Source organism: Pseudomonas oryzicola (genome assembly GCF_014269185.2).
Taxonomy (GTDB): Bacteria; Pseudomonadota; Gammaproteobacteria; order Pseudomonadales; family Pseudomonadaceae; genus Aquipseudomonas; species Aquipseudomonas oryzicola.
On record NZ_JABWRZ020000001.1, the window covers coordinates 1125235 to 1148347 of the forward strand.

Consider the following 23113-nt stretch of genomic DNA (forward strand, 5'->3'; position numbering starts at 1 on the left):
GCGCGGCGTAGTGGCTTGGGCTGACAACTACAGGTGGCTTCCGCTTATTGCAGTTGCCTGGCCAGCCAGTCGTGAATGTCGTTCAGCTCTTCCACCACCACTTCGTGCTCCATCGGGTATTCGTGCCAGCGGGCCGCGATGCCCCAGGTATTCAAGTACTCGAAAGCGGTGCGGCCCATGGATGGGATCACTACCGGGTCGTGCACGCCATGCAGGCACAGGGCCGGGGTGCGTTGCTGGCACGCGCTCAGCTGATGCTGGTCATTGAAAGTGGGGGCGTAGGTGGACAGGGCGATCACGCCCCCCAGGGCTTCCTGCCACTTTATATAAGCTGTGTGCAGCACCACCGCGCCGCCCTGGGAAAAGCCGGCCAGGAAGATTCGCGACAGGTTGATGCCTTTGGCTTGCTCGGCCTTGATCAGGGCAATGACCTGGTCGGCCGATTCCTCCAGTTGTGCTTCGTCGATGGCGCGGGCCGGGGTCATGGCCTTGATGTCATACCAGCTGGGCATGGCATAGCCGCCATTGATGGTCACTGGGCGGGTCGGCGCCTGGGGCATGATGAAGCGGGTAGTGAGCAGACGCTCCTGCATGAATTCGGCAACCGGTAGGAAGTCGTAACGGTCAGCACCCAGACCGTGCAACCAGATCACACAAGCGTCGGCGGTTTTTTGCGGTTCGAGAATCAGCGGGTTGGTCATGACTGCTCCGAAAGTGTGCGGGTCTGGTTAGGGCGTGCCTGAAAAGAAGGCGCTGGAAATGATTGTCTGAAAAAGAATGTCGCAACGATACAACTTTTCCTACTTGACGAGCGCTTAAACGCTACAGCCAAACAATCTGGTACGCGCTTTGCAATTCAACCTTCGATGCAAAGGGCAGGCCGTGACGGTAACACCCCTTGCACGCGAAGGCTGTCACAGAACAGCCCATTGCGCCAATTGACCCAATAACAAGCCAATACGGGTCGGATACGCCTCAAAAGGGTGCGGTGCAATTCCGGCTCGATACAACAAGAGCGATTTGGAGGTTGTGAATGAAGATGTTGAAAACCACCCTGGCAGTCCTGACCGCTGCCGCTGCGCTGGGCGCCGTGAGCAACGCCCAGGCCGGCGCCACCCTCGATGCGGTAAAGAAGAAGGGCTTCGTCCAGTGTGGCGTGAGCGACGGTCTTCCAGGCTTCTCGGTACCTGATGCGCAGGGCAAGATCGTCGGTATCGACGCCGACGTTTGTCGTGCCGTGGCCGCCGCCGTGTTCGGCGATGCCACCAAGGTCAAGTTCAGCCAGCTCAACGCCAAGGAACGCTTCACCGCGCTGCAGTCGGGCGAAGTCGACGTGCTGTCGCGCAACACCACCTGGACCAGCTCGCGCGATGCCGGCATGGGCCTGGTATTCGCCGGCGTTACCTACTACGACGGCGTTGGCTTCCTGGCCAACAAAAAGCTGGGTGTATCCAGCGCCAAGGAACTCGATGGCGCGACCATCTGCATCCAGGCCGGTACCACCACCGAGCTGAACGTGTCGGACTACTTCCGCGCCAATGGCCTGAAGTACACCCCGATCACCTTCGACACCTCGGACGAAAGTGCCAAGTCGCTGGAGTCGGGCCGTTGCGACGTGCTGACCTCGGACAAGTCGCAGTTGTTCGCCCAGCGCTCCAAGCTGGCCGCGCCGACCGAGTACGTGGTACTGCCGGAAACCATCTCCAAGGAACCGCTGGGCCCGGTGGTGCGTAAAGGCGACGAAGAATGGTTCAGCATCGTCAAGTGGACCCTGTTCGCCATGCTCAACGCCGAAGAGGCTGGCATCACCTCGAAGAACGTCGAGGCCGAGGCCAAGGCTACCAAGAACCCGGACGTCGCCCGCCTGCTGGGTGCGGACGGCGAGTACGGCAAGGACCTCAAGCTGCCCAAGGACTGGGTAGTGCAGATCGTCAAGCAAGTCGGCAACTATGGCGAAGTGTTCGAGAAGAACCTGGGCCAGGGTACCGACCTGAAGATCGACCGTGGCATGAACGCCCTGTGGAACAACGGCGGCATCCAGTACGCGCCACCTGTGCGCTGATGGCTGCACCCTGCGGCGGCATCCCGCCGTCGCAGGTTGTTCGGAACCCTACTTTCCGGGGCACTTCATGCAAAATCGAATTGGCGCACAAAAGGGGTTATCCCTGAGCGATCCACGTGTGCGTGCGTGGCTGTTCCAGATCCTCACGATAGCCTTCGTGGTCGGTCTGGGCTGGTATCTGTTCCACAATACCCAGACCAACCTGCAACACCGAGGTATCACCTCGGGCTTCGACTTCCTCGACCGCAGTGCCGGCTTCGGCATCGCCCAGCACCTGATTCCCTACGTGGAATCCGACAGCTATGCGCGGGTGTTCGTCATCGGCCTGCTCAACACCCTGTTGGTGACCTTCATCGGCGTGGTACTGGCGACCATTCTCGGCTTCATTATCGGTGTGGCACGGCTGTCGCCGAACTGGATGATCAACAAGCTGGCGACGGTGTACGTGGAAACCTTCCGCAACATCCCGCCGTTGCTGCAGATCCTGTTCTGGTACTTCGCCGTGTTTCTGACCCTGCCGGGGCCGCGCGGCAGCATCAACCTCCAGGACACCTTCTTCATCAGCAACCGTGGCCTGAACATGCCCGGTGCGACCATGGCCGACGGCTTCTGGCCGTTCGTCATTGCCCTGGGCCTGAGCGTGCTGGCCATCGTCGCGATGGTGCGCTACGCCAACAAACGCTTCGACGAAACCGGCGAGCCATTCCACAAGTTCTGGGTGGGCCTGGCGCTGTTCATCGCCATCCCGGGGGCCTGTGTATCGCTGTTTGGCAGCCCGGTGCACTGGGAAGTGCCGCAATTGAAAGGATTCAACTTCGTCGGTGGCTGGGTGCTGATCCCCGAGCTGCTGGCGCTGACCCTGGCGTTGACCATCTATACCGCCGCGTTCATCGCCGAGATCGTGCGTTCCGGTATCCGCTCGGTCAGCCATGGCCAGACCGAGGCCGCGCGCTCGCTGGGCCTGCGCGAGGGCCCGACCCTGCGCAAGGTGATCATCCCCCAGGCACTGCGGGTGATCATTCCGCCGCTGACCAGCCAGTACCTGAACCTGGCGAAGAACTCGTCGCTGGCGGCCGGTATCGGCTACCCGGAGATGGTCTCGCTGTTCGCCGGTACCGTGCTCAACCAGACCGGCCAGGCCATCGAGGTGATAGCCATCACCATGAGTGTCTATCTCGCCATCAGCATCAGCATTTCGCTGCTGATGAACTGGTACAACAAGCGCATTGCGTTGATCGAGCGGTGAGGATACGCCAGTGAATGCCCATGTTTTCAAACCCGACATGCCGCCACCGGTGAAAACCGTCGGCGTGCTCGCATGGATGCGTGCCAATCTGTTCTCCAGCTGGCTTAACACGCTGCTGACCCTGTTCGCCATCTACCTGGTGTGGCTGATCGTGCCGCCGTTGCTGCAGTGGGCGTTCATCGACGCCAACTGGGTCGGCACCACCCGCGCCGACTGCACCAAGGAGGGCGCCTGCTGGGTGTTCGTGCAGCAGCGCTTCGGCCAGTTCATGTATGGCTACTACCCGACCGAACTGCGCTGGCGCGTGGACCTGACCGTGTGGCTTGCGGTGCTGGGGGCCGCGCCATTGTTCATCAAGCGTTTCCCGCGCAAGGCTATCTACGGCCTGGGCTTCCTGGTGCTGTACCCGATCCTGGCCTACGCGCTGCTGCATGGCGGCGTGCCGGGCCTGGAGAATGTGCCGACCAGCCAGTGGGGCGGGCTGATGCTGACCCTGGTGATCGCCACTGTGGGGATCGTCGGTGCCTTGCCGCTGGGCATCCTGCTGGCCCTGGGGCGGCGCTCGAAGATGCCGGCGGTAAAGGTGGTGTGTGTCACCTTCATCGAGTTCTGGCGCGGCGTGCCGCTGATCACCGTGCTGTTCATGTCATCGGTGATGCTGCCGTTGTTCCTGCCTGAGGGCATGAGCTTCGACAAGCTGCTGCGGGCGATGATCGGCGTGATCCTGTTCCAGTCGGCGTACATCGCCGAGGTGGTGCGTGGCGGCCTGCAGGCCATCCCCAAGGGCCAGTACGAAGCGGCCGCAGCGATGGGCCTGGGCTACTGGCGGGCGATGGGCCTGGTGATCCTGCCGCAGGCGCTCAAGCTGGTGATCCCCGGCATCGTCAACACCTTCATCGCCCTGTTCAAGGACACCAGCCTGGTGATCATCATCGGCCTGTTCGACCTGCTGAACAGCGTCAAGCAAGCCGCCGCCGACCCGGCCTGGCTGGGTATGGCCACCGAGGGCTACGTGTTCGCTGCCCTGGTGTTCTGGATTTTCTGTTTCGGTATGTCCCGCTACTCCATGCACCTGGAGCGCAAGCTGGACACTGGCCACAAGCGTTAGGAGTTTCGAAATGAGTGAAGCGATCAAGCAGCCTGCCGGCCCCGAAGGCATCATCCAGATGCAGGGCGTGAACAAGTGGTACGGCCAGTTCCATGTGCTCAAGGACATCAACCTGAACGTGCGTCAGGGCGAGCGTATCGTGCTGTGCGGGCCGTCCGGCTCGGGCAAGTCCACGACCATCCGTTGCCTCAACCGCCTGGAAGAGCATCAGCAGGGGCGCATCGTGGTCGACGGGGTGGAGCTGACCAACGACCTCAAGCAGATCGAGGCCATCCGCCGTGAGGTGGGCATGGTGTTCCAGCACTTCAACCTGTTCCCGCACCTGAGCATCCTGGAAAACTGCACCCTGGCGCCGATGTGGGTGCGCAAGATGCCGCGGCGCAAGGCTGAGGAAATTGCCATGCACTACCTGGAGCGTGTGCGTATTCCGGAGCAGGCGCACAAGTACCCGGGGCAGCTGTCCGGCGGCCAGCAGCAGCGTGTGGCGATCGCCCGTGCATTGTGCATGAAGCCGAAGATCATGCTGTTCGACGAACCGACCTCGGCGCTGGACCCGGAGATGGTCAAGGAAGTGCTCGATACCATGGTGGGCCTGGCCGAGGATGGCATGACCATGCTCTGCGTGACCCACGAGATGGGCTTTGCCCGGACCGTGGCGAACCGGGTGATCTTCATGGACAAGGGGGAGATCGTCGAGCAGGCGTCGCCAGATGACTTCTTCGACCGGCCGCGCAGCGACCGGACCAAGTTGTTCCTGAGCCAGATCCTGCATTGATGCAAAAGGGGCCGCAAAGCGGCCCCGTTCCTATTTCTCTTCGTTGGCCACCGCCGGCGCTGGCGGCGGCCGCAGCCCCACCTCGGCAATCAGCTTCAGCTGCTGCCCGTTGCGCATCACTTCGATGGTGATTTTCTCGTTCGGCTTGATCCGCGCCACCTGGTTCATCGACTTGCGCCCGTCACCGGCCGGCTCGCCGTTGATACTCAGGATCACGTCACCCAGCTGCAGCCCGGCCTTCGCCGCCGGCCCCTCGCGGAAGATACCCGCCACCACGATGCCCGGACGGCCTTTCATGCCGAACGATTCGGCCAGCTCCTGGCTCAGCGGCTGCACTTCGATGCCCAGCCAGCCACGGATCACCTGGCCGTGCTCGACGATCGACTTCATCACCTCCAGCGCCAGTTTCACCGGGATCGCGAAGCCGATGCCCTGCGAACCGCCCGACTTGGAGAAGATTGCCGTGTTGATGCCGATCAGGTTGCCGTTGGCATCCACCAGTGCACCGCCGGAGTTGCCCGGGTTGATCGCCGCGTCGGTCTGGATGAAGTCTTCATAGTTGTTCAGCCCCAGCTGGTTGCGCCCAGTGGCACTGATGATGCCCATGGTCACGGTCTGGCCGACCCCGAACGGGTTGCCGATGGCCAGCGACACGTCACCGATGTGAATGGTGTCGGAGCGGCCGATGGTGATTGCCGGCAGATTCTTCAGGTCGATCTTCAGTACCGCCAGGTCGGTTTCCGGGTCGCTACCGATGACCCGAGCCAAGGTCTCGCGGCCATCCTTCAGGGCCACGACGATCTGGTCGGCGCCGCTGGTCACGTGGTTGTTGGTCAGCAGGTAGCCTTCGGGGCTCATGATTACCGCCGAACCCAGGCTCGACTCCCAACGGCGCTGCTTGGGCAGGTTGTCACCGAAGAAGCGGCGGAACTGCGGGTCTTCGAACAGCGGGTGCGAGCTCTTGTTCACCACTTTGGTGGTGTACAGGTTGACCACTGCCGGGGCGGCCAGGGTCACGGCATCGGCATAGGACACCGGGCCCTGCACGATCCGCGAAGTTTGCGGCGCTTGCTGCAGGTTGACGTCCTGGCTGGGCAGGCCGACCCATTGCGGAAAACGCTGGATGATCAGCATGGCGACCAGTACGCCGGTAAGCAGGGGCCAGCCAAAGTAACGCAAAGCCTTGAACATGAACGAATCCTGGAAAGAGCGAAGGCCGGTGGGCGCGCAGTGGGGCATGAGCGCGCGCGATCATACACCGGTTCCCCCAGTGCCGGCGACGGCCCATAATGGCCGGCATTATACGGGCGTTGCATGGGCGTTGTGCCCGATAAAGATGCAGATTTCGAGGAGATTTTCATGGCCGTCGCTCTGAACACCCTGGTCGAGGAAACCGAGCGTTACCTGGGCAGCGCGAAGATCCAGGATTACTGCCCCAATGGCCTGCAGGTCGAGGGCCGGCCGCAGGTCAGCCGTATCGTCAGCGGGGTTACCGCCAGCCAGGCGTTGCTGGATGCGGCGGTCGAGGCCGAGGCCGACCTGGTGCTGGTGCACCATGGATACTTCTGGAAGGGCGAAAACCCGTGTGTCACCGGCATCCGCCAGCGCCGGCTGAAGACCCTGCTGAACAATGACATCAGCCTGCTGGCGTTCCACCTGCCGCTGGATGTGCACCCGGACGTGGGCAACAACGTGCAATTGGCGCGGCAGCTGGACATCACCGTCGAAGGGCCGCTGGACCCGGAAAACCCAAGGGTGGTCGGGCTGGTCGGTTCGCTGGCCGAGCCAATGACTGCGCGCGACTTTGCCCGCCGCGTGCAGGAGGTGCTGGGGCGTGAGCCATTGCTGGTCGAGGGTGAGCAGATGATCCGCCGGGTCGGCTGGTGCACCGGGGGCGGGCAGGGCTATATCGACACCGCGATTGCCGCCGGGGTCGACCTGTATCTGACCGGGGAAGCCTCCGAGCAGACTTACCACAGCGCTCGCGAGAACGGCGTCAGCTTCATTGCTGCCGGGCATCACGCCACCGAACGCTATGGGGTACAGGCGCTGGGCGATTACCTGGCGCGGCGGTTTGCCGTCGAGCACCTGTTCATCGATTGCCCGAACCCGATCTGATCGTGGCGTCGGCTTCTTCGCGGTCTTGCCCGCGAAGAAGCCGAGCCTGGCAGCGCGAAACTTCAGTCATATCGTTAGATTTTTTCGATCTAGCCGGCCGCCTAAATAGAAGCAGCCGCTGTGATAAAGTGACCCGCTCGAACACGGCCCGCAGGCCGTCCATAAGATCGTTTTTCGTGAGTAGCCATGGTCGACAAACTGACGCACTTGAAACAGCTGGAGGCGGAGAGCATCCACATCATCCGCGAGGTGGCCGCCGAGTTCGACAACCCGGTGATGCTGTACTCGATCGGCAAGGATTCCGCCGTGATGCTGCACCTGGCGCGCAAGGCCTTCTTCCCGGGCAAGCTGCCGTTCCCGGTGATGCACGTCGACACGCAGTGGAAGTTCCAGGAGATGTACCGCTTCCGCGACAAGATGGTCGAGGAAATGGGCCTGGAGCTGATCACCCACGTCAACCCCGAGGGTGTGGCGCAGGGTATCAACCCGTTCACCCATGGCAGCTCCAAGCATACCGACATCATGAAGACCCAGGGCCTGAAGCAGGCGCTGGACAAATATGGCTTCGATGCCGCCTTCGGTGGCGCACGCCGCGACGAAGAGAAGTCGCGGGCCAAGGAGCGGGTGTACTCGTTCCGTGACAGCAAGCACCGCTGGGACCCGAAGAACCAGCGCCCCGAGCTGTGGAACGTGTACAACGGCAAGGTCAACAAGGGCGAGTCGATCCGGGTCTTCCCGCTGTCGAACTGGACCGAGCTGGACATCTGGCAGTACATCTACCTCGAAGGCATCCCGATCGTGCCGCTGTACTTCGCTGCCGAGCGTGAGGTCATCGAGAAGAACGGCACCCTGATCATGATCGACGACGAGCGCATCCTCGAACATCTCTCCGATGAAGAGAAAGCCCGCATCGTCAAGAAGAAGGTGCGTTTCCGTACCCTTGGCTGCTACCCGTTGACGGGTGCTGTCGAGTCGCAAGCCGAGACCCTGACGGACATCATCCAGGAAATGCTCCTGACCCGTACGTCCGAACGCCAGGGCCGTGTCATCGACCACGATGGCGCCGGTTCCATGGAAGACAAGAAACGCCAAGGCTACTTCTAATTTCAGGGTTACTCCATGTCGCACCAATCTGATCTGATCAGCGAGGACATCCTCGCCTACCTGGCCCAGCACGAGCGCAAGGAACTGCTGCGTTTCCTGACCTGCGGCAACGTCGACGACGGCAAGAGCACCCTGATCGGGCGCCTGCTGCACGACTCGAAGATGATCTACGAGGACCACCTCGAGGCCATCACCCGTGATTCGAAGAAAGTCGGCACCACCGGCGAAGAAGTCGACCTGGCGCTGCTGGTCGACGGCCTGCAGGCCGAGCGCGAGCAGGGCATCACCATCGATGTTGCCTACCGCTACTTCTCCACCGCCAAGCGCAAGTTCATCATCGCCGACACCCCGGGCCACGAGCAGTACACCCGCAACATGGCCACCGGCGCGTCCACCTGCGACCTGGCGATCATCCTGGTCGATGCCCGTTACGGCGTGCAGACCCAGACCCGCCGCCACAGCTACATTGCCTCGCTGCTGGGCATCAAGCACATCGTCGTCGCGGTCAACAAGATGGACCTCAAAGGCTTCGACCAGGGCGTGTTCGAGTCGATCAAGGCCGACTACCTGAAGTTTGCCGAAGCCATCAACCTGGTGCCGAGCAGCCTGCACTTCGTGCCGATGTCGGCGCTCAAGGGTGACAACGTGGTCAACCACAGCGAGCGTTCGCCGTGGTATGCCGGCCCGACGCTGATGGAAATCCTCGAAACCGTCGAAGTGTCGGCCGACCGCAACTTCACCGACCTGCGCTTCCCGGTGCAGTACGTCAACCGCCCGAACCTGAACTTCCGCGGTTTCGCCGGCACCATCGCCAGCGGCGTGGTGCACAAGGGCGATGAAATCGTCGTGCTGCCTTCGGGCAAGAGCAGCCGGGTCAAGTCCATCGTCACCTACGAGGGTGAGCTGGAAAACGCCGGCCCCGGCCAGGCCGTGACCCTGACCATGGAAGACGAGATCGACATCTCCCGTGGCGACCTGCTGGTGCATGCCGACAACGTCCCGCCGGTCACCGACCAGTTCGATGCGATGCTGGTGTGGATGGCCGAGGAGCCGATGCTGCCGGGCAAGAAGTACGACATCAAGCGCGCCACCAGCTACGTGCCGGGCTCGATTGCCAGCATCACCCACAAGGTCGACGTGAACACCCTGGAGCAGGGCGCTGCCAGTGCGCTGCAACTGAACGAGATCGGCCGGGTCAAGGTATCGCTGGACGCCCCGATCGCCCTGGACGGCTATGACAGCAACCGCACCACCGGTGCGTTCATCGTCATCGACCGCCTGACCAACGGCACTGTCGGCGCTGGCATGATCATCGCCCCGCCAGTACTGCCGCACGGCAGCACCGGCCACCACGGCAAGCAGGCCCACGTTTCCACCGAAGAACGTGCCCTGCGCTTCGGCCAGCAGCCGGCCACCGTGCTGTTCAGCGGCTTGTCCGGCGCTGGCAAGAGCACCCTGGCCTATGCCGTTGAGCGCAAGCTGTTCGACATGGGCCGTGCAGTGTACGTGCTCGACGGCCAGAACCTGCGCCATGACCTGAACAAGGGCCTGCCGCAGGACCGTGCCGGCCGCACCGAGAACTGGCGCCGCGCGGCCCATGTGGCGCGCCAGTTCAACGAAGCCGGCCTGCTGACCCTGGCTGCGTTCGTGGCCCCGGATGCCGAAGGCCGTGAACAGGCCAAGGCCCTGATCGGCAAGGAGCGGCTGGTGACCGTTTATGTCCAGGCTTCGCCATTGGCCTGCCGTGAGCGTGACCCGCAAGGCCTGTATGCAGCCGCCGGCGACAACATCCCGGGTGAAAGCTTCCCGTACGATGTGCCGCTGGATGCCGACCTGGTGATCGATACCCAGACCACCAGCGTGGACGAGGGCGTGAAACAGGTGCTGGACCTGCTGCGTCAGCGTGGTGCGATCTAAGTACCGTTGCGCAACGAAAAACCCCGCCTCGGCGGGGTTTTTTTTCAATGCCCAACGGCAATTCATTCATATGTTCTTTGCGATTCCGGAATCATTGGTCGTGCCACATGACGAGGTAGACCATAGCGCTCATGAAGCCTGAATAGCCTTCGGTGATAGCAGAGCTGTTCGTTTGGCGATTACTCGGCTTTGAAGCCTGGTCTGCCGTTGGCGGCACGCCAGGCTTTGATTTCTGCAACTACCGCTTCTGGCCCATCCTTTCCTTCCTCCGGATAGTATATGAGATCGGCTTTCCCTGGGTGCTCGGTAAGACGGGCAAATTCCATCACGGCTTTGATGTGGTCTTTGTCGGACGGAAAATCTACAGAATAGATTTTTCTTACATAGGCCAGAAATTCAGATTCGGTAAAGTCGCTAATCTGTGCTTTCACTTCATGCTCCTTTTGTGGATTTCTACATGGAGGCGAGGTGTAGTAATGCGAATGTTTTCAGCGTTGTATATTTCACCGCCTTTTGAAATAGGGAGGCTGTGGTGAAGCTCATAAACCCAGCGGGCACCGGCATATTCACTGCTGGGTACATAAGGTGCTAAACCTTTCTTCAGTCGATTAATATTGTCCGGCCGGCGGCCCTGATTCCGGGGTTACAGGGGTGGGAGGAAGTGCTATACCTTGCACGGTTGGCGACTCCATGGTCTATCGAACGACTCGGGTTAGGCCATGGAGGTTTTTTGCAGCGTTTTTATTCAAGCGTGAAGGGTTGCCTAGGCTCTGTGTGCAAAGCCTTGATACTCGGTGATGCTGCGTTGAAAACAGCCTCGGAATGCTCATTTACAACCCGTAAACTCCGCTTCCTCGGCTGTTTTCGCCTTGCCTGACCTTCGTCTCAAGACTTTTCACACATAGCCTAGCTTGCTCCTTTATATATGTTTCTCCGACACCGGTATCACCCTCCGCTCCTTCACTGCCTTGTAAGAAAAACTCGAATAGATCTCTTTCACCCCTGGCAAACGCTGTAGCACTTCGCGGGTGAACTCACCAAACGACTCCAGATCCCGCGCCAGGATTTCCAGCAAAAAATCGTAGCGCCCGGAAATGTTGTGGCAGGCGACAATCTCTGGAATTTCCATCAGCCGCTGTTCGAACGCCAGTGCCATGTCCTTGGTGTGCGAATCCATCATGATGCTGACGAACGCGGTTACACCGAAGCCCAGTGACTTGGGCGAAAGGACCGCCTGGTAGCCAGTGATGTAGCCGTTATCTTCCAGCAGCTTTACTCGCCGCCAGCAGGGTGAGGTGGTCAGTGCCACCTGGTCGGCCAGTTCGGCAATGGTGAGACGGGCGTTGTCCTGCAGAGCGGCGAGCAGGGCGCGGTCGGTACGGTCGAGGCTTGAAGGCATTTTTTGCCCTCCTGATCCGGTAATAATTGTTTTTGTTCCAACAAGCGCACGGATGCGTGGGCCATTTTGGAAAAAATCGGGCAGCTCGGTGGCATAAGCTTATAGCAAACCACAAGAGGCTGTTGCCATGCGCGGCTCCGATAACAACACCGGTTTTTCCACACGAGCCATTCATCATGGCTACGACCCGCTATCCCACGGTGGTGCCCTTGTGCCGCCGGTGTACCAGACTGCTACCTACGCCTTCCCCAACGTCGAATACGGCGCTGCGTGTTTCGCCGGCGAACAACCGGGGCACTTCTACAGCCGCATCTCCAACCCCACCCTGGCCCTGCTCGAACAGCGCATGGCTTCGCTTGAAGGGGGCGAGGCGGGGTTGGCGTTGGCGTCGGGCATGGGCGCCATTACCTCGACCATCTGGACCCTGCTGCGGCCCGGCGACGAGCTGATCGTCGGGCGCACCTTGTACGGTTGCACCTTCGCCTTCCTGCACCATGGCATTGGCGAATTCGGGGTGAAGATCCGCCATGTCGACCTGAATGACGGCAAGGCCCTGAAGGCGGCGATCAACAGCAAGACGCGAATGATCTACTTCGAAACCCCGGCCAACCCCAACATGCAACTGGTGGATATTGCCGCGGTCGTCGAGGCTGTACGCGGGCACGACGTGCCGGTGGTGGTCGACAACACCTACTGCACGCCGTACCTGCAGCGGCCGCTGGAGCTGGGGGCTGATCTGGTGGTGCATTCGGCCACCAAGTACCTCAGTGGCCATGGCGATATCACCGCCGGCCTGGTGGTGGGGCGCAAGGCGCTGGTCGACCGCATCCGCCTGGAAGGCTTGAAGGACATGACCGGGGCAGTGCTGTCGCCACACGACGCCGCGCTGCTGATGCGTGGCATCAAGACCTTGGCGCTGCGCATGGACCGCCACTGTGCCAACGCTTTGCAGGTCGCGGAATTTCTCGAGCGGCAGCCGCAGGTGGAACTGATTCACTATCCGGGGTTGCCATCGTTTACCCAGTACGAACTGGCGCAGCGGCAGATGCGTTTGCCGGGCGGGATGATCGCCTTCGAGCTCAAGGGCGGTATCGAGGCGGGGCGGCGTTTCATGAATGCCTTGCAACTGTTTGCCCGGGCAGTGAGCCTGGGGGATGCCGAGTCGCTGGCGCAGCACCCGGCGAGCATGACGCACTCCAGTTATACCGCGAAGGAGCGGGCGCATCACGGGATCTCGGAGGGTCTGGTGCGGCTGTCGGTGGGGTTGGAGGATGTGGAGGACCTGCTGGCGGATGTCGAGCAGGCGTTGCGGGCCAGCAACTAGGTCACCTGGGCCGGCCTCTTCGCGGGCTTGGCGCGAAAGGGCCGGCGCATCCAGCCACAAAAAAGGCCTCTTGCGAGGCCTTTGTCATTTTCTGCAGATCAGCGCTTGAGCCCGTAGCTCTCGTCGAGCATGCCCGGCGAGTTCGGCGCCTTCGGTGCGTAGTCACGCGGCACTTCGGCATCCTTCGGCGGGGTCAAACGGTCGCGCGGGCCTTGCGCTGCCTCGGAGTGCAGGGCTGCGAGCAAGCGTTGGCGAGTGACGTCGTCCAGGGCCAGGCTGTTGGCGCCTTCGGCCAGGTGGTCCTGCACGTCCTGATAGCTTTGGGTCAGTTTCTTGACCAGCACGGCAGTGCTGTTGAAATGAGTAACCACTTCGTTCTGATAGCTGTCGAAGCGCTTCTGGATATCATCCAGTTGACGTTGGGTGCTGCTCGGCGCTGCATTGGGCAGCAGGCGAGCGACGACGAAACCGACCACCACGCCGATGACCAGGGCCAGGGTCGGCAACAACCAAACAAGGAGCGAGAGTTCCACGAGTCCTTCCTCTATAAACGGCTTTGCTTTACGTTAACGGCTCAGACCTGCGCTGTATACCGCGAGCGATCGCAAATCAGAACAGAATTCCTCACCTAGACGAATCGACCCCTTCCGAGGTCACGGAGTAGTGCCTTGCTTGTCCGCGAAACCCCTTTGTTCATCGATGGCCCCAGCGGCCAGCTGGAAGCCTTGTATCTGGATGTGGCCGATGCCCGTGGCGCGGTGCTGATCTGCCACCCCAACCCGGTCCAGGGCGGCACCATGCTCAACAAGGTGGTCTCGACCCTGCAACGCAGCGCCCGTGATGCCGGCTATGTGACCTTGCGTTTCAACTATCGGGGCGTCGGCCAGAGCGCTGGCAGCCATGACATGGGCGCTGGCGAGGTGGCCGATGCCGAGGCCGCTGCGGCCTGGCTGCGTGAAAAGCACCCGGGCCTGCCACTGGTGCTGATGGGCTTCTCGTTCGGAGGCTTCGTCGCCATCAGCCTGGCCGGCCGTCTGGAAGCCGCCGGGGTAACGCTGCAGCAGCTGTTCATGATCGCTCCGGCCGTGATGCGTCTGACGCCGGAATTTCCGCTGCCGCAGCAGTGCCCGATCACCGTGGTGCAGCCTGACGCCGACGAAGTCGTCGCGCCGCAGCTGGTTTACGAATGGTCCGACAGCCTGTCGCGCCCCCATGAGCTGCTGAAAGTGGCAGAATGCGGACACTTCTTCCATGGCAAGCTGACCGATCTGAAGGATCTGCTGCTGCCGCGCCTTTCGAACTGAGCCAAGCCTGAATAAGCGAACACCCATGACCACGCGCATTCTTACCGGTATCACCACCACCGGCACTCCGCACCTGGGCAACTATGCCGGCGCCATCCGCCCGGCCATCCTTGCCAGCCAGCAGCCCGGTGTCGACTCGTTCTACTTCCTGGCTGACTACCACGCGCTGATCAAGTGCGACGACCCGCTGCGTATCCAGCGTTCGCGCCTGGAAATCGCCGCCACCTGGCTGGCCGGTGGTCTCGACCCGGACAAGGTGACCTTCTACCGCCAGTCCGACATCCCGGAAATCCCCGAACTGACCTGGCTGCTGACCTGTGTCAGCGCCAAAGGCCTGCTCAACCGCGCGCACGCCTACAAGGCGTCGGTGGACAAGAACCTGGAAAACGGCGAAGACCCGGATGCCGGCGTGACCATGGGCCTGTACAGCTACCCGGTGCTGATGGCTGCCGACATCCTGATGTTCAACGCCAACAAGGTGCCGGTCGGGCGTGACCAGATCCAGCACGTGGAAATGGCCCGCGACATCGGCCAGCGCTTCAACCACCTGTTCGGCCAGGGCAAGGACTTCTTCGCCCTGCCGGAAGCGGTGATCGAGGAGAGCGTGGCGACCCTGCCGGGCCTGGACGGGCGCAAGATGTCCAAGAGCTACGACAACACCATCCCGCTGTTCACCAGCGCCAAGGAAATGAAGGACGCCATTTCGCGCATCGTCACCGACTCGCGCGCACCCGGCGAAGCGAAAGATCCCGACAACGCCCACCTGTTCACCCTGTACCAGGCCTTCTCGACGCCGGCGCAATGCGCCGAGTTCCGCGAGGAACTGCTGCAGGGCCTGGGCTGGGGTGAGGCCAAGCAGCGCCTGTTCCAGCTGCTGGACGGCCAGTTGGCGGAGAAGCGCGAGTACTACCACCAGCTGATTGCCCGCCCGGCAGACCTGGAAGACATTCTGCTCGCCGGTGCCGCCAAGGCGCGCAAGATCGCCACGCCGTTCCTCGAGCAACTGCGCGAGGCCGTTGGCCTGCGTTCGTTCCGCGCCAATGTGCAAGCCAGCACCGAAGTGAAGAAAAAGGCCGCCAAGAGTGCGCGGTTCGTCAGCTTCCGCGATGAAGACGGCAGCTTCCGCTTCCGCCTGCTGGGCGCCGACGGTGAGCAACTGCTGCTGTCGCGCAGCTTCGCCGACGGCAAGAGCGCCGGCGCGGTGAGCAAGCAATTGCAGCAGGGTGGCGAGGCAGATGTGCGCGTAGAGGGCCTGGGCTTCGGTCTGTGGCTGAACGGCGAACAGGTCGCCGACGGGCCGCAGTTCGACAACGCCGAGGCGCGTGATGCGGCTATCGAAAGCCTGCGTGTAGCGCTTCAGCCACCACAGGACTGAGGCATATTGACGCAAGTCTGATTGCCATTAAGCGGGCCTGTCGCTACAGTGACGGCCCGTTTTTTGTTGCCCCGCTAACGAATCATGACGCCCCTAGAACGATATCAAGCAGATCTGAAACGTCCCGACTTCTTTCATGATGCGGCGCAGGAAACTGCGGTGCGTCACCTGCAGCGCCTGTACGACGACCTGGTGCACGCGCAGAACAACAAGCCGGGCGTGTTCGGCAAGCTGTTCGGCAGGAAGGAGCAGACCCCGGTCAAGGGCCTGTACTTCTGGGGTGGGGTGGGGCGCGGCAAGACCTACCTGGTCGATACCTTCTTCGAGGCGCTGCCGTTCAAGCAGAAGATGCGTACGCACTTCCACCGCTTCATGAAGCGTGTGCACGAGGAAATGAAAACCCTCAAGGGCGAGAAGAACCCGCTGACCATCATTGCCAAACGCTTCAGCGAAGAAGCCAAGGTAATCTGCTTCGACGAGTTCTTCGTCTCGGACATTACCGACGCGATGATCCTCGGCACCTTGATGGAAGAGCTGTTCAAGAACGGCGTATCGCTGGTGGCGACCTCCAACATCGTGCCGGACGGCCTGTACAAGGATGGCCTGCAGCGCGCGCGCTTCCTGCCGGCCATCGCCATGATCAAGCAATACACCGACGTGGTGAACGTCGACAGCGGGGTCGACTATCGCCTGCGTCATCTGGAGCAGGCCGAACTGTACCACTACCCGCTCGATGAGGCGGCGCACCAGAGCCTGCGCGCCAGCTTCAAGGCCTTGACCCCTGAGTGCACCCAGGCGGTCGAGAACGACGTGCTGATGATCGAGAATCGCCCGATCCAGGCCCTGCTGACCTGTGACGACGTGGCCTGGTTCGACTTCCGCGCCTTGTGCGACGGCCCGCGTAGCCAGAACGACTACATCGAGCTGGGCAAGATCTTCCATGCCGTGCTGCTGAGCAACGTGGAGCAGATGGGCGTCACTACCGACGACATCGCCCGCCGCTTCATCAACATGGTGGACGAGTTCTACGACCGCAACGTCAAGCTGATCATCTCGGCCGAAGTAGAGTTGAAGGACCTGTATACCGGCGGGCGCCTGGCCTTCGAGTTCCAGCGCACGTTGAGCCGGTTGCTGGAGATGCAGTCGCACGAATTCCTGGCGCGCGCGCACAAGCCGTAAGATTCCAGGGGCCGCAAAGCGGCCCCCTGGCCCTCAAGCCTCCTGCATGAACTGCTGCCGATACTGGTTCGGCGACAACTCCGTGTGCTGGCGGAACAGCCGCGCAAAGAAACTGGCATCGTCATAGCCGACCTCATAGCTGATGGTCTTGATGCTCTTGCGCGTACTCGACAGCAAGCCCTTCGCCGTCTCGATCCGCAGCCGTTGCAGGTAATGCAGCGGCTTGTCGCCGGTCGCTCCCTGGAAGCGGCGCATGAAGTTGCGGATGCTCATGCCGTGGTTGCGGGCCACGTCCTCGAAGCGGAACTTGTCGGCGAAGTGTTCCTCCAGCCAGTGCTGGATCTGCAGGATGATCAGGTCCTGATGCAGCTTCTGGCCGCCAAAGCCCATGCGCCCCGGGGTGTAGTTGCGCTGCACTTCGTAGAGGATGTCACGCGACACGGCGCGGGCCACGCTGGCGCCACAGAAGCGTTCGATCAGGTAGATGTACAGGTCGCAGGCCGAGGTGGTACCGCCGGCGCAATACAAATTGTCGGCGTCGGTCAGGTGCTTGTCCTGGTTCAGCCGGATCTTCGGGAAGCGCTCGGCAAAGCTGGCGAAGAAGCGCCAGTAGGTGGTTGCCTCCTTACCGTCGAGCAGGCCGGACTCGGCCAGCCAGAACACACCGCTGGCCTCGGCGCACAGCACCGCACCACGTGCATGCTGCTCGCGCAGCCATGGCAGCACCTGTGGATAACGCTGCAGCAGGTTGTCGAAGTCATCCCAGAAGGCCGGAAGGATGATCACATCGGCATCGTCCAGGCCACCGTCGACCGGCAGTTGCACATTGCTGAAGCTGTCCACGGGCTGGCCGTCCGGGCTCACCAGGCGAATCTCGAACATGGGCTGCAGGCCCAGGCCAAGCTGCTTGCCGTAGCGCAGGCTGGCGAGGTGGAAGAAGTCCTTGGCCTGCATCAGGGTCGAAGCGAACACCTTGTCAATGGCCAGGATGCTGACGCGCCGCAGCGACGCGGAGGGTTGGGTAAACATCATTGTCATTGTTCTTATAGGGTAGAGTGGTCAATCACCGGCTGGATCGTCTTATTTTTTGACGATGCTGTCTAGCCTGCCACACCGCACCGGTTTCTTCGCGGGTGAGCCCGCGAAGAGGGCGGTACAGGATTACGCTCAAGGCGCAGGGTTCGGCTGCTCCTGGTGAATCGCCTCGATCGCCGCCAGCAGCTCATTGCTCAGCTTCAGCTCCAGGCTGGCCAGGTTGCTGTCCAGTTGCGCCAGGCTGGTCGCGCCAATGATGTTGCTGGTCACGAATGGTTGCCGGGTGACGAATGCCAGGGCCATCTGCGCCGGGTCCAGGCCGTGCTCGCGGGCCAGCTGCACATAACGGCTGCAGGCGGCCACGGTCTGCGGGTTGGAGTAGCGTGCAAAGCGGCTGAACAGGGTCAGGCGCGCATTGGCTGGCCGCGCGCCGTTCTCGTATTTGCCCGAGAGCATGCCGAAGGCCAGCGGCGAGTAGGCTAGCAGGCCGCACTGCTCGCGGATGGCCACTTCCGCCAGGCCTACCTCGAAGCTGCGGTTGAGCAGGTTGTAAGGGTTCTGGATCGACACTGCCCGCGGCCAGCCACGGCTTTCCGCCAGCTGCAGGAACTTCATGGTGCCCCACGGCGTTTCGTTGGACAGGCCGACGTGGCGGATCTTGCCGGCACGCACCTGCTCGTCGAGCACTTCGAGGGTTTCTTCCAGCGGGGTGAAGTGATCCTGTGGCAGGTGCTGGTAGCCCAGCTTGCCGAAGAAGTTGGTGCTGCGCTCCGGCCAGTGCAACTGGTACAGGTCGATGCGGTCGGTCTGCAGGCGCTTGAGGCTCTCGTCCAGCGCGGCGACGATGTGCTGGCGGTTGTGCTTGAGCTGGCCATCGCGAATATGGCTGATGCCGTTGCCCGGGCCTGCGACCTTGCTGGCCAGCACCCAGTCATCACGATCACCCCTGGCGCGGAACCAGTTGCCGATGATGCGCTCGGTGCTGGCGTAGGTCTCGGGGCGGGGCGGCACCGGGTACATCTCGGCGGTGTCGATGAAGTTGACCCCGGCGGCCTTGGCCCGGGCAATCTGCGCGAAGGCCTCGGCCTGGTCGTTCTGTTCGCCCCAGGTCATGGTGCCCAGGCACAGGGCGCTGACGTTGAGGTCGGTACGGCCGAGCTGGCGGTATTCCATCGGGTAGACACTCCTTGGCAATGAAAGACCATCAAAGCAGGTTGAAAAATTTCTCGCAATCTGGATAATTCGGCCCCTCTCCGTGTGGCGGAAGTGATGCACCACCACGCAGGAAGAACCCCGTCGAACATTGGCGTGCCTGACCCGAGCCCCCAAAAGCGTCAGTGTTCGGCTGCGCGCTTGCCCTTGGCAAGCTGTGCACTATCCAGTAAGATTCGCCGTCTATTTTTCGCTGGGCGGCCTCTGAGGCTTTAGAGAATGAAAACTTTTACTGCTAAACCGGAAACAGTAAAGCGCGAGTGGTTCGTAGTCGACGCCGCTGGCCAGACCCTGGGTCGTCTGGCTACCGAAATCGCTAGCCGTCTGCGTGGCAAACACAAGCCAGAATACACCCCTCACGTTGACACCGGCGACTACATCGTCGTTATCAACGCCGAGCAGGTTCGTGTGACTGGTGCCAAGTCTTCCGACAAGATGTACTACTCCCACTCCGGTTTCCCGGGCGGTATCAAGGAAATCAACTTCGAGAAGTTGATCGCCAAGGCCCCTGAGCGTGTTATCGAAACTGCGGTCAAAGGCATGCTGCCGAAGAACCCGCTGGGTCGCGACATGTACCGCAAGCTGAAAGTGTACGCGGGTGCTGCTCACCCACACACTGCTCAGCAGCCTCAAGAACTGAAGATCTAACGGGATAGTTCATTATGTCGGCGACTCAAAACTACGGCACTGGCCGTCGCAAGACCGCAACCGCTCGCGTATTCCTGCGTCCGGGTACTGGTAACATTTCCATCAACAACCGTTCTCTGGACGTGTTCTTCGGTCGTGAAACCGCTCGCATGGTTGTTCGTCAGCCGCTCGAGCTGACCGAAACCGTCGAGAAGTTCGACATCTACGTCACCGTTTCCGGTGGTGGTGTCAGCGGTCAGGCCGGTGCGATCCGTCACGGTATCACCCGCGCTCTGATGGAATACGACGAAACCCTGCGTGGCGCTCTGCGTCGTGCTGGCTACGTCACCCGCGACGCTCGTGAAGTCGAGCGTAAGAAAGTGGGTCTGCGTAAAGCGCGTAAGCGTCCTCAGTACTCCAAGCGTTAATACCGCTTCGGCAGTCGAAAAAAGCCCGGTTCCTTGGAACCGGGCTTTTTTTATGTCTTGAACTAACCTGTCAGCATGTCAGTGACCACTTGTCGCATAGACGCAGATCAAGCAAAGCGTGGGTAGGCGTCCTTGGCCGGGGTAATCACCTTGTCAGTGTGTGGATTTGTTTCTTACCATGGCGGCCAATTTTTAGTGCCACTGACACAACCTAAGTACAGGTCTGGTTCAACAGGCCAAGCAAGCTGATGGGAGAGGACTGAATGAGCAATGACGGCGTCAACGCAGGCCGGCGCCGCTTCCTCGTAGCCGCGACATCCGTAGTCGGGGCGGCGGGGGCAGTGGGGGCTGCGGTACCGTTCGTGGGGTCATGGTTTCCCAGTGCCAAGGCGAAAGCCGCAGGTGCACCGGTGAAGGTCAATATCGCCAAGGTCGAGGCCGGGCAGCAGATGGTGGCCGAGTGGCGGGGCCAGCCTGTGTTCATCGTGCGGCGAACGGACGAAATCCTTGGCAACCTGAAGAAAGTCGCTGGTGATTTGGCCGACCCTGAGTCCAAGGCTTCGGTACAGCCAACCTACGTTGACCCGCAGGTTCGTTCGATCAAGCCGGAAATCCTCATCCTCGTCGGGCTGTGCACGCACCTCGGCTGCTCACCCACCTTCCGCCCGGAAGTCGCACCCGCCGACCTCGGCCCGAAATGGGTTGGTGGCTATTTCTGCCCATGCCACGGCTCCCACTATGACCTGGCTGGTCGTGTCTACAAGTCGCAGCCGGCACCTCTCAATTTGCCCGTGCCACCGCACTCTTACGAGTCGGACGAGATCGTCGTCATCGGCGTTGACCAGGAGAACGCATGATGAGCAAGTTCATGGACTGGATTGATGCTCGCTTCCCCGCCACCAAGATGTGGGAAGACCACCTGAGCAAGTATTACGCACCCAAGAACTTCAACTTCCTGTACTTCTTCGGCTCCCTCGCGTTGCTGGTGCTGGTCAACCAGATCGTCACCGGTGTGTGGTTGACCATGAGCTTCACCCCCTCGGCGGAAGAGGCGTTCGCCTCGGTCGAGTACATCATGCGCGACGTGGAATATGGCTGGATCCTGCGCTACCTGCACTCTACCGGTGCGTCGGCGTTCTTCATCGTGGTCTACCTGCACATGTTCCGCGGCCTGCTCTACGGCTCCTATCAGAAGCCGCGCGAGCTGGTATGGTTGTTCGGCATGCTGATCTACCTGGCGTTGATGGCCGAAGCGTTCATGGGCTACTTGCTGCCGTGGGGCCAGATGTCCTACTGGGGGGCCCAGGTGATCATCTCGCTGTTCGGTGCCATCCCGGTGATCGGGGGCGACCTCACCCAGTGGATTCGCGGTGACTACCTGATCTCGGGTATTACCCTTAACCGCTTCTTCGCCCTGCACGTCGTTGCCCTGCCGATCGTGATCCTCGGCCTGGTGGTGTTGCACATTCTTGCCTTGCACGAAGTGGGTTCGAACAACCCTGACGGCGTCGACATCAAGAAGAAAAAGGACGAAAACGGCATCCCGCTGGACGGTATACCGTTCCACCCTTACTACACCGTCAAGGATATTGTCGGCGTGGTGGTGTTCCTCTTCGTGTTCTGCGCCGTGGTGTTCTTCTTCCCGGAAATGGGCGGTTACTTCCTGGAAAAACCGAACTTCGAGCAGGCCAACGCCTTCAAGACCCCTGAGCACATCGCGCCTGTTTGGTACTTCACGCCGTTCTACGCGATCTTGCGTGCAGTGCCTGACAAGCTGATGGGCGTGATCGCCATGGGTGCGGCCATTGCGGTGTTGTTCGTACTGCCCTGGCTCGACCGCAGCCCGGTGCGCTCCATGCGCTACAAGGGCTGGATCAGCAAGCTCTTCCTGCTGGTGTTCTGCATTGCCTTCGTCATCCTCGGCGTGCTGGGCGTACTGGCGCCGACACCTGGGCGTACCTTGCTGTCGCAGGTGTGCACGGTGTTGTACTTCGCCTACTTCCTGCTGATGCCGTTCTATACAAGGCTCGAGAAGACCAAACCGGTTCCGGAAAGGGTGACTGGCTGATGAAAAAGTTGATTGCAGTATTTTTGCTGGCAGTGATGCCTGCCTTCTCCTTCGCCGCTGAAACGGGCCTGGAGCTGGACAAGGTCGACATCGACCTGAGCGACAAGGCCGCCATGCAGGATGGTGCGCGTACCTTTGCCAACTATTGCATGGGTTGCCACAGTGCCAAGTTCCAGCGTTACGAGCGGGTGGCCGATGACCTGGGCATCCCTCACGAACTGATGCTGGAAAAGCTGGTGTTCACTGGTGCCAAGATCGGTGACCACATGCAGATCGGCATGAAGCCCAGTGACGCCAAGACCTGGTTCGGTGCCGCACCGCCCGACCTCACCCTGGTAGCCCGCGTGCGCGGCACCGACTGGCTGTACACCTACCTGCGCAGCTTCTATGAAGACCCATCGCGGCCGTACGGGGTGAACAACAAAGTGTTCCCGAACGTGGGCATGCCTAACGTGCTGGTCGGCCTGCAGGGTAACCAGGTGATCGGCTGCAAACAGGTGCAGACCGTGACTGATGGCAAGAAGCAGTTCGATCCGCTGACCGGCAGCCCGATCACCCATGAAGCCTGCGACCAGCTGACCATTACGTCGAATTCCGGTACCCTGACGACCGAGCAGTTCGACGAGAAGGTCAAGAACCTGGTGACCTTCCTGGCCTATTCGGCCAACCCGGTCAAACTGGAAAGCCAGCGCATCGGTACCTACGTGTTGCTGTACCTGGCTTTCTTCTTCGTATTCGCCTATTTGCTCAAGCGTGAATACTGGAAGGACGTGCACTGATCACGCAGTAGTTTCTGGTTGTTGAACGCGCCCGTGGAGGCCAGGCAGATCTG

Annotated in this window: 24 protein-coding genes; 16 read left to right on the forward strand and 8 right to left on the reverse strand. The window is 61.2% G+C overall.

All coding sequences use genetic code 11. From position 1 onward, the window contains the following. Positions 1-44 precede the first annotated feature (44 nt). Complete coding sequence (locus HU760_RS05090; RefSeq protein ID WP_186675168.1) at positions 45-701, reverse strand: alpha/beta hydrolase; 657 nt, start codon at positions 699-701, stop codon at positions 45-47. 332 nt (positions 702-1033) lie between these two features. Here HU760_RS05090 and HU760_RS05095 point away from each other — a divergent pair, with 332 nt between their 5' ends. The 4 genes from HU760_RS05095 to HU760_RS05110 all read left to right on the forward strand — a co-directional run bounded on the left by HU760_RS05095 (position 1034) and on the right by HU760_RS05110 (position 5191). Beyond that, complete coding sequence (locus HU760_RS05095) at positions 1034-2062, forward strand: amino acid ABC transporter substrate-binding protein (RefSeq protein ID WP_186675167.1); 1029 nt, start codon at positions 1034-1036, stop codon at positions 2060-2062. Positions 2063-2129: 67 nt separating this feature from the next. Beyond that, a complete protein-coding gene (locus HU760_RS05100) occupies positions 2130-3308 on the forward strand; it encodes an amino acid ABC transporter permease (RefSeq protein ID WP_186675166.1) in 1179 nt (392 codons plus the stop codon). Between the two features lie 10 nt (positions 3309-3318). Next, positions 3319-4416, forward strand: a complete 1098-nt coding sequence (locus HU760_RS05105; RefSeq protein ID WP_186675165.1) for an amino acid ABC transporter permease — start codon at positions 3319-3321, stop codon at positions 4414-4416. A 10-nt stretch (positions 4417-4426) separates the two neighbouring features. Then, positions 4427-5191 carry an amino acid ABC transporter ATP-binding protein gene (locus HU760_RS05110; RefSeq protein WP_170032466.1) on the forward strand — a complete coding sequence of 255 codons (765 nt, stop codon included), beginning with the start codon at positions 4427-4429 and terminating at the stop codon, positions 5189-5191. Positions 5192-5221: 30 nt separating this feature from the next. Here HU760_RS05110 and algW read toward each other — a convergent pair whose 3' ends face one another. Then, positions 5222-6382, reverse strand: a complete 1161-nt coding sequence (algW, locus tag HU760_RS05115) for a Do family serine endopeptidase AlgW (RefSeq protein WP_186675164.1) — start codon at positions 6380-6382, stop codon at positions 5222-5224. Between the two features lie 168 nt (positions 6383-6550). On the opposite strand from algW, the gene HU760_RS05120 reads away from it, so the two are divergent. From HU760_RS05120 to cysN, 3 genes are all read left to right on the forward strand, one after another. Beyond that, positions 6551-7309 (forward strand): Nif3-like dinuclear metal center hexameric protein, encoded by a 759-nt coding sequence (locus HU760_RS05120; protein WP_186675163.1) that lies wholly within the window; start codon positions 6551-6553, stop codon positions 7307-7309. A gap of 186 nt (positions 7310-7495) precedes the next feature. After that, on the forward strand, positions 7496-8413 hold the full coding sequence (gene cysD, locus HU760_RS05125; RefSeq protein WP_170032460.1) for a sulfate adenylyltransferase subunit CysD: 918 nt from the start codon (positions 7496-7498) through the stop codon (positions 8411-8413). A 15-nt stretch (positions 8414-8428) separates the two neighbouring features. Then, positions 8429-10330, forward strand: coding sequence for a sulfate adenylyltransferase subunit CysN (gene cysN, locus HU760_RS05130; protein WP_186675162.1), 1902 nt, complete (start codon positions 8429-8431; stop codon positions 10328-10330). Between the two features lie 179 nt (positions 10331-10509). Here cysN and HU760_RS05135 read toward each other — a convergent pair whose 3' ends face one another. The 3 genes from HU760_RS05135 to HU760_RS05140 form a co-directional block, all read right to left on the reverse strand. Further along, positions 10510-10761 (reverse strand): bacteriocin immunity protein, encoded by a 252-nt coding sequence (locus tag HU760_RS05135; RefSeq protein WP_186675161.1) that lies wholly within the window; start codon positions 10759-10761, stop codon positions 10510-10512. Then, positions 10758-10943: a pyocin-S2/colicin E7-DNase domain-containing protein gene (locus tag HU760_RS24595; RefSeq protein ID WP_367615776.1), complete on the reverse strand. Its 186-nt coding sequence runs from the start codon at positions 10941-10943 to the stop codon at positions 10758-10760. The genes HU760_RS05135 and HU760_RS24595 overlap by 4 nt, the downstream gene beginning before the upstream one ends. A gap of 306 nt (positions 10944-11249) precedes the next feature. Then, positions 11250-11729 (reverse strand): Lrp/AsnC family transcriptional regulator, encoded by a 480-nt coding sequence (locus HU760_RS05140; protein ID WP_186675160.1) that lies wholly within the window; start codon positions 11727-11729, stop codon positions 11250-11252. A 127-nt stretch (positions 11730-11856) separates the two neighbouring features. On the opposite strand from HU760_RS05140, the gene HU760_RS05145 reads away from it, so the two are divergent. Continuing rightward, a complete protein-coding gene (locus HU760_RS05145) occupies positions 11857-13053 on the forward strand; it encodes a methionine gamma-lyase (protein WP_186675159.1) in 1197 nt (398 codons plus the stop codon). A gap of 98 nt (positions 13054-13151) precedes the next feature. Here the strand turns inward: HU760_RS05145 and HU760_RS05150 are convergent, their stop codons facing one another. Further along, positions 13152-13586: a Z-ring associated ZapG family protein gene (locus HU760_RS05150; protein ID WP_003257164.1), complete on the reverse strand. Its 435-nt coding sequence runs from the start codon at positions 13584-13586 to the stop codon at positions 13152-13154. Between the two features lie 135 nt (positions 13587-13721). Between HU760_RS05150 and HU760_RS05155 the strand changes: the two genes are divergently transcribed. From HU760_RS05155 to zapE, 3 genes are all read left to right on the forward strand, one after another. Further along, entirely contained in the window at positions 13722-14357 is a 636-nt protein-coding gene (locus HU760_RS05155) for an alpha/beta hydrolase (protein ID WP_186675158.1), read from the forward strand. A gap of 25 nt (positions 14358-14382) precedes the next feature. Beyond that, positions 14383-15732: a tryptophan--tRNA ligase gene (locus HU760_RS05160; protein WP_186675157.1), complete on the forward strand. Its 1350-nt coding sequence runs from the start codon at positions 14383-14385 to the stop codon at positions 15730-15732. Positions 15733-15816: 84 nt separating this feature from the next. Beyond that, on the forward strand, positions 15817-16911 hold the full coding sequence (zapE, locus tag HU760_RS05165) for a cell division protein ZapE (protein WP_186675156.1): 1095 nt from the start codon (positions 15817-15819) through the stop codon (positions 16909-16911). A 33-nt stretch (positions 16912-16944) separates the two neighbouring features. Here the strand turns inward: zapE and HU760_RS05170 are convergent, their stop codons facing one another. Both HU760_RS05170 and HU760_RS05175 read right to left on the reverse strand, forming a co-directional pair. After that, positions 16945-17865 carry a GlxA family transcriptional regulator gene (locus HU760_RS05170; RefSeq protein ID WP_186675346.1) on the reverse strand — a complete coding sequence of 307 codons (921 nt, stop codon included), beginning with the start codon at positions 17863-17865 and terminating at the stop codon, positions 16945-16947. Positions 17866-18078: 213 nt separating this feature from the next. Continuing rightward, complete coding sequence (locus tag HU760_RS05175; protein WP_186675155.1) at positions 18079-19119, reverse strand: NADP(H)-dependent aldo-keto reductase; 1041 nt, start codon at positions 19117-19119, stop codon at positions 18079-18081. Between the two features lie 258 nt (positions 19120-19377). Between HU760_RS05175 and rplM the strand changes: the two genes are divergently transcribed. The 5 genes from rplM (at position 19378) to HU760_RS05200 (ending at position 23060) form a co-directional block, all read left to right on the forward strand. Next, a complete protein-coding gene (gene rplM / locus HU760_RS05180; protein ID WP_003260798.1) occupies positions 19378-19806 on the forward strand; it encodes a 50S ribosomal protein L13 in 429 nt (142 codons plus the stop codon). Positions 19807-19820: 14 nt separating this feature from the next. Further along, the gene (rpsI, locus tag HU760_RS05185) at positions 19821-20213 is read left to right on the forward strand and encodes a 30S ribosomal protein S9 (protein WP_003260797.1); all 393 of its coding nucleotides are present in this window, start codon (positions 19821-19823) and stop codon (positions 20211-20213) included. 263 nt (positions 20214-20476) lie between these two features. Further along, the gene (gene petA, locus HU760_RS05190; protein WP_170032444.1) at positions 20477-21070 is read left to right on the forward strand and encodes a ubiquinol-cytochrome c reductase iron-sulfur subunit; all 594 of its coding nucleotides are present in this window, start codon (positions 20477-20479) and stop codon (positions 21068-21070) included. Then, positions 21070-22281 (forward strand): cytochrome b, encoded by a 1212-nt coding sequence (locus HU760_RS05195; protein WP_170032442.1) that lies wholly within the window; start codon positions 21070-21072, stop codon positions 22279-22281. Before petA ends, HU760_RS05195 begins: the two co-directional genes overlap by 1 nt. Continuing rightward, positions 22281-23060 carry a cytochrome c1 gene (locus tag HU760_RS05200; RefSeq protein ID WP_186675154.1) on the forward strand — a complete coding sequence of 260 codons (780 nt, stop codon included), beginning with the start codon at positions 22281-22283 and terminating at the stop codon, positions 23058-23060. Before HU760_RS05195 ends, HU760_RS05200 begins: the two co-directional genes overlap by 1 nt. Positions 23061-23113: the final 53 nt, after the last annotated feature.

Coding starts and splice junctions, on each gene's coding strand:
- HU760_RS05195 (WP_170032442.1), top strand. CDS start 21,070: ATGAGCAAGTTCATGGACTGGATTGATGCTCGCTTCCCCGCCACCAAG.
- algW (WP_186675164.1), bottom strand. CDS start 6,382: ATGTTCAAGGCTTTGCGTTACTTTGGCTGGCCCCTGCTTACCGGCGTA.
- petA (WP_170032444.1), top strand. CDS start 20,477: ATGAGCAATGACGGCGTCAACGCAGGCCGGCGCCGCTTCCTCGTAGCC.
- HU760_RS05095 (WP_186675167.1), top strand. CDS start 1,034: ATGAAGATGTTGAAAACCACCCTGGCAGTCCTGACCGCTGCCGCTGCG.
- HU760_RS05110 (WP_170032466.1), top strand. CDS start 4,427: ATGAGTGAAGCGATCAAGCAGCCTGCCGGCCCCGAAGGCATCATCCAG.
- rpsI (WP_003260797.1), top strand. CDS start 19,821: ATGTCGGCGACTCAAAACTACGGCACTGGCCGTCGCAAGACCGCAACC.
- rplM (WP_003260798.1), top strand. CDS start 19,378: ATGAAAACTTTTACTGCTAAACCGGAAACAGTAAAGCGCGAGTGGTTC.
- HU760_RS05160 (WP_186675157.1), top strand. CDS start 14,383: ATGACCACGCGCATTCTTACCGGTATCACCACCACCGGCACTCCGCAC.
- cysD (WP_170032460.1), top strand. CDS start 7,496: ATGGTCGACAAACTGACGCACTTGAAACAGCTGGAGGCGGAGAGCATC.
- HU760_RS05175 (WP_186675155.1), bottom strand. CDS start 19,119: ATGGAATACCGCCAGCTCGGCCGTACCGACCTCAACGTCAGCGCCCTG.
- HU760_RS05140 (WP_186675160.1), bottom strand. CDS start 11,729: ATGCCTTCAAGCCTCGACCGTACCGACCGCGCCCTGCTCGCCGCTCTG.
- cysN (WP_186675162.1), top strand. CDS start 8,429: ATGTCGCACCAATCTGATCTGATCAGCGAGGACATCCTCGCCTACCTG.
- HU760_RS05090 (WP_186675168.1), bottom strand. CDS start 701: ATGACCAACCCGCTGATTCTCGAACCGCAAAAAACCGCCGACGCTTGT.
- HU760_RS05120 (WP_186675163.1), top strand. CDS start 6,551: ATGGCCGTCGCTCTGAACACCCTGGTCGAGGAAACCGAGCGTTACCTG.
- HU760_RS05170 (WP_186675346.1), bottom strand. CDS start 17,865: ATGCAGGCCAAGGACTTCTTCCACCTCGCCAGCCTGCGCTACGGCAAG.
- zapE (WP_186675156.1), top strand. CDS start 15,817: ATGACGCCCCTAGAACGATATCAAGCAGATCTGAAACGTCCCGACTTC.
- HU760_RS05200 (WP_186675154.1), top strand. CDS start 22,281: ATGAAAAAGTTGATTGCAGTATTTTTGCTGGCAGTGATGCCTGCCTTC.
- HU760_RS05145 (WP_186675159.1), top strand. CDS start 11,857: ATGCGCGGCTCCGATAACAACACCGGTTTTTCCACACGAGCCATTCAT.
- HU760_RS05100 (WP_186675166.1), top strand. CDS start 2,130: ATGCAAAATCGAATTGGCGCACAAAAGGGGTTATCCCTGAGCGATCCA.